Origin of the sequence: Sulfurimonas sp. (genome assembly GCF_026991475.1) — a bacterium.
Lineage (GTDB): Bacteria > Campylobacterota > Campylobacteria > Campylobacterales > Sulfurimonadaceae > Sulfurimonas.
The window spans coordinates 1-7,841 of the sequence record NZ_JALXBK010000026.1; the positions used below are offsets into that span (position 1 = coordinate 1).

At 33.9% G+C, this 7,841-nt stretch carries 9 protein-coding genes and 1 pseudogene; 3 read left to right on the top strand and 7 right to left on the bottom strand.

All coding sequences use genetic code 11. The features are described from left to right. Both MV589_RS02020 and MV589_RS02025 read left to right on the top strand, forming a co-directional pair. Window positions 1-681, top strand: a pseudogene (locus MV589_RS02020) (multiheme c-type cytochrome); the annotation flags it as partial. Window positions 682-834: 153 nt separating this feature from the next. Then, window positions 835-1,128 (top strand): hypothetical protein, encoded by a 294-nt coding sequence (locus MV589_RS02025; RefSeq protein ID WP_297431544.1) that lies wholly within the window; start codon window positions 835-837, stop codon window positions 1,126-1,128. Between the two features lie 16 nt (window positions 1,129-1,144). Here the strand turns inward: MV589_RS02025 and MV589_RS02030 are convergent, their stop codons facing one another. The 5 genes from MV589_RS02030 to MV589_RS02050 form a co-directional block, all read right to left on the bottom strand. Continuing rightward, window positions 1,145-1,450 carry a metal-sulfur cluster assembly factor gene (locus MV589_RS02030; protein ID WP_297431546.1) on the bottom strand — a complete coding sequence of 102 codons (306 nt, stop codon included), beginning with the start codon at window positions 1,448-1,450 and terminating at the stop codon, window positions 1,145-1,147. A 10-nt stretch (window positions 1,451-1,460) separates the two neighbouring features. Then, a complete protein-coding gene (locus MV589_RS02035) occupies window positions 1,461-2,699 on the bottom strand; it encodes a hypothetical protein (RefSeq protein WP_297431548.1) in 1,239 nt (412 codons plus the stop codon). A gap of 9 nt (window positions 2,700-2,708) precedes the next feature. Continuing rightward, the gene (locus tag MV589_RS02040) at window positions 2,709-3,056 is read right to left on the bottom strand and encodes a hypothetical protein (RefSeq protein ID WP_297431550.1); all 348 of its coding nucleotides are present in this window, start codon (window positions 3,054-3,056) and stop codon (window positions 2,709-2,711) included. Between the two features lie 83 nt (window positions 3,057-3,139). After that, complete coding sequence (locus tag MV589_RS02045; RefSeq protein ID WP_297431552.1) at window positions 3,140-3,784, bottom strand: Crp/Fnr family transcriptional regulator; 645 nt, start codon at window positions 3,782-3,784, stop codon at window positions 3,140-3,142. Beyond that, the gene (locus MV589_RS02050; RefSeq protein ID WP_297431554.1) at window positions 3,784-5,016 is read right to left on the bottom strand and encodes a glutamate-5-semialdehyde dehydrogenase; all 1,233 of its coding nucleotides are present in this window, start codon (window positions 5,014-5,016) and stop codon (window positions 3,784-3,786) included. Before MV589_RS02050 ends, MV589_RS02045 begins: the two co-directional genes overlap by 1 nt. Window positions 5,017-5,084: 68 nt before the next feature. On the opposite strand from MV589_RS02050, the gene MV589_RS02055 reads away from it, so the two are divergent. Beyond that, window positions 5,085-5,843, top strand: a complete 759-nt coding sequence (locus MV589_RS02055; protein ID WP_297431556.1) for a pyrroline-5-carboxylate reductase — start codon at window positions 5,085-5,087, stop codon at window positions 5,841-5,843. A 12-nt stretch (window positions 5,844-5,855) separates the two neighbouring features. On the opposite strand, the gene MV589_RS02060 is transcribed toward MV589_RS02055, so the two are convergent. Both MV589_RS02060 and thrC read right to left on the bottom strand, forming a co-directional pair. After that, the gene (locus tag MV589_RS02060) at window positions 5,856-6,254 is read right to left on the bottom strand and encodes a hypothetical protein (protein ID WP_297431558.1); all 399 of its coding nucleotides are present in this window, start codon (window positions 6,252-6,254) and stop codon (window positions 5,856-5,858) included. Window positions 6,255-6,326: 72 nt separating this feature from the next. After that, the gene (thrC, locus tag MV589_RS02065) at window positions 6,327-7,799 is read right to left on the bottom strand and encodes a threonine synthase (RefSeq protein WP_297431560.1); all 1,473 of its coding nucleotides are present in this window, start codon (window positions 7,797-7,799) and stop codon (window positions 6,327-6,329) included. Between the last annotated feature and the right edge of the window lie 42 nt (window positions 7,800-7,841).

Genomic DNA, 7,841 nt, shown 5'->3' on the forward strand with positions numbered 1-7,841 from the left:
AGTGGCTCTCCTTATCATGACATAGACTTTACAAATGAAATTTTTTATAATGGTAATGTATGTATGGGATGCCATTCGCACAAAGAAAATTCACATAAGCTTCAAGTATGTACATCAAAAATAAGTGAGCATCCAAATACAGAAAAAGAAAATTGTATTACCTGCCACATGCCAAAAGTACCAGGAAGTTTTACAACGCTTAGAGATACTCATACACATAGATTTCATGGCTTTAGTGGTCCAAACCATAAAGCATCTATGCTAAGAAAATATCTCTCTATAGAGTTTCAGAAAACGACAGATGGTTTTAACATTATTCTTAAAAATAGAGCCAATCATCCACTTCTTTTGCATCCATTAAGAGTTGGTATGCTTAAAGTTAGTATTGAGAGTGGCTCAAAAAAGAGTAATTTAAAACCTGTGAAATTTATTCGTATAATTGGAAAAAATGGACATCCTGCTCCACCTTGGGTAGCTACAGAGGTTTTAAAAGATACACAAATTCAAGCCAAAGAGCGTAGAGTTATTCACTTCAAAAGAACACTTGAGGCACATGATAAAGTAATCGTCCAAGTTGGTGAATTTATTGTAAATCCTAAAATGGCAAAGAAATTAAATATTAGCAACAAAAATATGACTACATTTAGAATATTTAAAGAGGAACGATTTGATGTTAAATAGTTTTAAAAGGTACGGTATAGCTCTTCTATTCTTGTTCTTAGTTATTATATTAATGTTACTAGGAACACTAGAAGTTGAAGATTTTGGAAACCATCTTTTAAAAGATGCACATATCAAAACAACAATGAAACCAAAAGGAGAGAGGTTAGCATTATGAGTTTAACACTTTTAGTAAGTATTGGCATTATTATTTCCATCATATTTCACTTTATTGGTGTATATGCAGGAGCTAAAAAAATTGTCTGGATTGTTATTATTCTTACTTGGGCAGCTGTAATTTCTGTTGCAACGAGTGAAGTAAAACCAAAAGCATACAGTGCTATAAAAGAGATGCAGGGAAAATATAAAGATACAGATAAACTTATCAAAGAGGCTATGCCAAAAGTCTCTCTCTATGAGCTTATTAAGATTAAAAGCAGTTACTTAAAACATGAGAATAAAAAATAATCTCATGTTTTATTTTCTAAGCGCCTAAAGCTTTTTTCACATTATCATCTGCCATTGAGATGTTCCATGCAGGTTCCCAAACAACTTCAATATCAATCTCTTTAACATTTGGAAGCTTTTCAATAGCCTCTTTTACCCATTGAAGTATCATTTGATGTAGAGGGCATGCTCTTGTTGAAAGTGTCATAGTAACTTTTACATTCCCCTCATCATCACTACTAGCATCATAAATAAGTCCCATCTCTACAAGGTTAAATCCAACTTCTGGATCAACAACTGTAGAGACAGCCTGAAATATTTCGTCTTTTGTAAACATTGCCATTTATAAGTCCTTAATTTTTAAAATTTATCATATATAACACACTACGTATAAATGCTACAGCACCCATCACTAAAAATGAGGCTCCAGCACCTATAAGTGCATTGCTGTTAAAGAGTATTGCAATAGCTACAATAATCACGCCTATCGCACAAAATATAAACTGCGCTTGAGAACTTTTTTGAGGTATCATATCTACAAGCATAGGAATTTTTTGCTTTCCAACCAGTGGCGAAAATCTTTCAAACCAGACTAAAAATGGAATGATTTTATAGATATGCCCTGTAATTAAAAATCCAAAAAATCCAAAAAACAGTAGCCACATTGACGCTAAAAGATAGTTCTCTTTTCCTAGCATAAAATAGAGTAATGCCACTATAATTGAGACTAAAAGAGAGGAGTATGAAAACATCAGCGAAATAGCATAAATATCATTCTCTTTTCTTGGTCTTATTTTGTAAATAATATAAATCAGGTAAGCATAGACTAGCATCGCAACCGTTGCAAGAATATAAGAGATAATGGACAACCACTCTAAGTGAAAGAATGAAGCCAAAATAGCTAGAACAACTGTAACACTCATCAAAGATATAGAAATTTCTAAAGGTCTTAATGAAAAACTATGAGAAAGTGTAAACATAGGTATTAAAACTATAGAGAGTCCCATAATTGTAATTGATATATATCCACCTAAGACCGCAAAGATATGTGCTTTGAGGAGTGAAGATATATCTACAGAGATAGTCCCTGCATAAGAGAGTGCCATCAAAAGACCAAAAATGATTCCAAAAAATAAAAAGGTATTTGAAATCAATACACTACTCATTACCAATGTAAGTTTTTTCACTTTTGCTATGGTCAAAAATATCTCACCAACAAAAATCATCATAGAGGTTAATACAACAACCCCTCCGTATGGGAGCAAGGCACTGGAGTACAAAAATCCAAATACCATTAAAAGTGTTCCTATAAGTAGTAGTGGCCAGATTGCATAAAAAAGTTCTACTCCAAAATGCCCTACTTCAAGTACAACTGGCACAAGTTGTGCCATTGCACCAAAGATTATCATCATTACAAATCCAAGTAAAAAAAGATGTGTAAAGGCTATAACCTTCGGATCTGCAAATGAAAAATTATCTGCACTAAAAGAAAAAATGTAAAGAGAAGAAAAAAGATAAAACAGACTCCCCAGTATAAAAAAGGGAGCTATGAGTTTAAAAGGTGGTGCAAAATCTTGGGATATTTTAAACATTTATTAGTCTCAACCACCACAACTTGCTTGTGATAAATCAGACTCCGTAGCTGCGTCTGCATTGTATGAAAAAACAACTTTCACTAAACCACCATCCAAATCTTCAATAACATATTTGACATCATCTTCAAGTTTTGCAAACAGTCCGCCTGGTGCTTTATGATTTATCATCACCAAAGTATCATTCGTACCTTTTATAAGAGCAAGTCCTGCCATTGCGTTTACCATAGGATGTGGAGGTCCCTCTTTTGAAGTATCAAAGTAATAAGTACTCTGACCATCTTTTGCTAATTTATAATAATCAACTGTAGCACCTTCGACTTCTATCTTCTGTGCATCACTTGGAATATTCGACATATTTAAATCCTTATTGTTAGTATTTCGTGATTGTAATCAAGAAAAATAAAAATAACATTGATATATGTCAATAATGAGAATGATTATTCAAAAAGAATTTCCAAAGACTCCTTATCTAAGATGGTATATGTCCCTGCATTTTTTGCTACAAATCCTAATTTTGAGAATTTTTTGAAAATACGGGAGAGTGTTTCTGGTGTTATATGCAAATATTGTGCTAATTTATTATGCTTCATACTTAAAGCTTCACTATTCTCACAAATATACTTTGCAACTCTTGCTGTTGAATCGAGAACAACGGTAAGTGCAATAACATTATCAAGATATTTTATTTTTTGAGTTAGTGATTTAAAAAGTTCCAATGTTATTTCAGGATTAGAAAAAAAGTACTCTTTAAATTTTTCAAAATCGATTTCTAAAACACTTCCATCTGTCTCAAATGCAGCAGATGCAGGATAGGGAAGTTTTTCAAAAACTGCCATCTCTGCAACAAAATGATTTGGTATAAAACGGTGTAAAATAATCTCATTATTTTTCGGATCAACCTTGTAAATTTTTACAACCCCAGTAAGAACAAGTGTAAGGTATTTTGCTTTATCTTTTTCATAAAATAGTACCTTACCCTGCTCAAAATTTCTTGTCCGTGAGATGGAAAGAAGCAATTTCAACTCTCTTTCATTGAGATTATGAAATATACCAATTTTCTTTAATGTTTCTATAGACAACATTATCTTATTTGTCCTTTTCCATATATTTTATATTTATATGTTGTTAATCCCTCTATGCCCATAGGTCCACGAGCATGAAGTTTATTTGTACTTATTCCCACTTCTGCACCAAAACCAAAAGCGCCACCATCTGTAAAACGAGTTGAAGCATTTACATAAACTGCTGCTGCATCAATGTTATTTAAAAACTCCTCTGCCGTTGTTATATTTTCAGTAATGATAGCCTCAGAGTGTCCTGAGCCAAATCTTACTATATGCTCTATTGCACCATTTACACCATCAACAACTTTTATATTTAAAATATTTGCCAAGTATTCTGTATCGAAATCTTCATCAGTAGCATTTGCAACGCTAATAATCTCTTGTGTTTGAGAACATCCTTTAAGCTCTGTCGCTGCTGCATCAAATGCCTCTTTTAGCTGTGGAAGAGCCTCTTTTGCTATTTTCTTATCAACTAAAAGCGTCTCCATAGCATTACAAACACCTGGTCTTTGCACCTTTGCATTTATGGCAATTTTGATTGCATTTTCAAGATTTGCATCTTTATCTATATAGGTATGACACTCTCCTTTATCATGCTTTACAACACTTACAGTTGCGTTTTGACTTACATATTTTATAAGCCCTGCTCCACCACGAGGAATAATCAAATCAACATATTTATCCATCTTAATGAGTTTTGCAACTCCCTCGCGTGAACTATCAGGAATAAGAGAGATTAAAGATGTCGGCAAGCTATTTTTTGCCAATACTGCTTGCAGTACCTTTGCAATAGCTTTATTTGAAAATTCTGCCTCTTTACCACCTTTAAGCACACATACATTTGAACTCTTAAAACAGAGTGCTGCTGTATCACTTGTAACATTTGGACGCGATTCATAAATAATACCAATCACACCAATAGCAATAGAGACCTTTTCAATTTTTAAGCCATCTTCTGTTACCCAGCCATCAAGCACACGACCAACAGGTTCTTTAAGTGCTGCTATCTCTTCAATGGCAACTGCCATAGACTCAACACGTTCTTCATCCAAAAAAAGTCTATCCATTAAAGCTGATGTTAGTCTGTTTTTTTCACCCTCAAGCATATCTATTGCGTTTGCTTCCATCAAATCCATTGTATTTGCCCGCAAAGCATTTGCCATCTCTTTTAAAATTCTATTTTTTTCACTGCCGCTTAAGTTACCCAAAATCCGACTTGAAGATTTTGCTTCTGCTAAAAATTGTTCCACTTTTTATACTCCATAAATGTTTACTTTTTTCAATATGTTATACTACCATAAAAATATTTAGGACTTTTATGAAAACCATCATATTTATAGGAAATGGCAATATGGCTTTGAGTATTGCACAAGGATTAAAGAAGAGTTATAAAATAGAGGTTGTGGGACGCAACATAAATAAACTTCAAGCGTTTGAAGATGCTCTTGACATAAAGATAGAAAAATATCTTTTAGATGGTTTTGACATGACTAATAAGAGCATTATGCTCTGTGTCAAACCTGCCAATGTAGAAGAAATTTCACAAAAACTTCAAGGCAGAGCAAAAATAATCTATTCTGTCTTGGCTGGAACAAGCATAGAAAAGATCAAAACATATCTCAGTACAAACGCAGTGGTAAGAGCCATGCCAAATCTAGCTGCTAGTGTTTCAAAATCTATGACAACACTCACGGGAGATGCTGCGTTTAAAGAAGAAGCAATAGAGCTTTTAAATGCAATAGGCACAACACGCTGGCTTGCAAATGAAAAAGAGATAGATATAGCAACTGCGCTTGCCGGAAGTGGACCTGCATATCTTGCTCTTATGGCAGAAGCACTTGCAGATGGAGCTGTAAAACAGGGTCTTAAACGCGATGATGCTATGGCCATTATGAGAGGACTTTTTGGAGGTTTTGGAGAGTTAATCCAAACAATTCACCCTGCACTACTAAAAGATGGCGTAATGAGCCCTGGAGGTACAACAGCAGCTGGTTATGATGCTTTAGAAGAGGGAAATGTAAGACATTCGTGTATAAACGCAGTGCAAAAAGCGTATGAAAAAGCAAAAGAGCTCTAAAAAAGCTCTTTTCTAATAAAAATCTTCATCATCGTCATATTTGAGAAAAAGTACTAAAATCCACACTAACATAACAACAGCAACAATTTCATAGCCAATCAGCCATACAATTGGAAAAGCATTGATATCTAGAAGTTTAAAATTTTCGTAATTTCCTCCTGCGATAACTAAAAATAGAAATATCGCTCCTGTGATGTATGGAATAGCAACCATATAAATAATATACGCCAACCCCGCCCATTCTTCTGGAACATAAATAAAATCTTGGAAATTTACTTTTTGAGCGCCAAAACTAACTTTTTGTTTTTTTCGTTTTTTATCAGCATCTTTTTTACGTTCAGCCCTTACCAATTGGTTGTAATAAAGCATATCACGTTTTTTTCTAAGCGTATCTTCCATCGATTCATTCATAAACAATCCTAATAAAGACATTTTACATTAGTATTCATTAGTCATGCCTTAATGTAAATATATTAGATAGTGTTATAGGAATTTTAATATTTCAGATTCAATATTTTCTTTTTCTATAATTGTCTTTTGAGCGATCTCTTTAGAAAAGAGTCTCCTTATCATTGTTGGAATTTCTAGTCCTGCTACCTTAGAAATAGACTCTAAAGCTTGAATGTCTTGCGCATCTTTTTCACCGGTAAGTGCATTTGCAATAACTGGTGAAAATTTTGTCCACTCTGCTGTAGAGTAGGCAATAGTTTTAATTTCAGGGTTTGAACATGTCTCATAAGATTTCATGCATGTCGCTGTATGAGGATCCATTAAGTAATGATAGCCCTCAAAAATCTCTTTTATATATTTTTTACCCTCATCACCATTACAAAAATCAGCATCAAAAGATTCACGGAGTTTATCAAGCTCTTCGCTAGTAAGTTTATAGAAATTTTGTTCTTCCAAATCAAACATTAACTCTTTTGTTCTTTGTGTTCCAAAAAGATCATATAAAACTCTCTCAACATTTGAAGACTTTAAAATATCCATAGCAGGAGAAGTAGTTCCAACAACTGCACAATCTCTTATGTCATACTTTCCATCACGAATAAGCTTTGTCAGTACATTGTTCTCATTTGAAGAGATAATAATCTTTGCAACAGGCAGTCCCATTTTCCATGCATAGTAACCACCAAGTGCATTTCCAAAATTTCCACTTGGTACATTGAGGTAAACTTTTTCACCCATAGTAATGCCATTTTGACGCACAAGTTCTAAGTATGAATGAATATGGTAAATTATTTGAAAAATGATACGACCAAAGTTTACAGAGTTTGCTGCTGAAAGTTTTGTATCTTTTTGTGCAAGCGCCTCTTTAAAACTTTCAGATGCCAAAAGACGTTTTAGAGCATTTTGTGCATCATCAAAAACACCATGAATACCAATAACTTTAAGATTTTTTGCATCTTCTGTAACCATTTGAAGACGCTGTACATCACTTGTTCCACCATCAGGATACATACAAGCCACTTTCACATTTGCACGGTTTTTAAATGTTTCTAACGCCGCTGGGCCTGTGTCTCCACTCGTAGCAGCCAAAATGAGATAATTCTCATTTAATCTTTGTGCAATAGATGAAAGCACAACACCAAAAGGTTGCAACGCCATATCTTTAAATGCACGGGTAGGTCCATGGTAAAGCTCAGATATGTAAAGATTCTCTTTTACTTTCACAACCGGTACAGGATTTGATGCATCATCAAACTTATCATAAAGATTTAGCGCTTCATCTATGACAGCACCATCAATGTCTATCTCAAAACGAGAAAGCATATCTTTTGCAAGCTCTTTATATGAAGAGTTCAAATGCTTGTTTAAAAACTCCTCTCCGAGCTCTGGAAGTTCTTCAGGTACATAAAGACCACCAAAAGATGCGATAGGACTTAAAATAGCCTCAGAAAAAGTTACTTTTTCGGCTTTGTTTGCATCAAAACCACGAGTTTGGATAAATTTCATATTATATTCTCTGCTTTTTTATTTTCGAAATTATAGCAAAAT

Bases quoted from the DNA above. Each gene is read 5' to 3' on its own strand.
- MV589_RS02025 (WP_297431544.1), top strand. From the start codon at position 835: ATGAGTTTAACACTTTTAGTAAGTATTGGCATTATTATTTCCATCATA.
- MV589_RS02030 (WP_297431546.1), bottom strand. From the start codon at position 1,450: ATGGCAATGTTTACAAAAGACGAAATATTTCAGGCTGTCTCTACAGTT.
- MV589_RS02035 (WP_297431548.1), bottom strand. From the start codon at position 2,699: ATGTTTAAAATATCCCAAGATTTTGCACCACCTTTTAAACTCATAGCT.
- MV589_RS02040 (WP_297431550.1), bottom strand. From the start codon at position 3,056: ATGTCGAATATTCCAAGTGATGCACAGAAGATAGAAGTCGAAGGTGCT.
- MV589_RS02045 (WP_297431552.1), bottom strand. From the start codon at position 3,784: ATGTTGTCTATAGAAACATTAAAGAAAATTGGTATATTTCATAATCTC.
- MV589_RS02055 (WP_297431556.1), top strand. From the start codon at position 5,085: ATGAAAACCATCATATTTATAGGAAATGGCAATATGGCTTTGAGTATT.
- MV589_RS02060 (WP_297431558.1), bottom strand. From the start codon at position 6,254: ATGAATGAATCGATGGAAGATACGCTTAGAAAAAAACGTGATATGCTT.
- thrC (WP_297431560.1), bottom strand. From the start codon at position 7,799: ATGAAATTTATCCAAACTCGTGGTTTTGATGCAAACAAAGCCGAAAAA.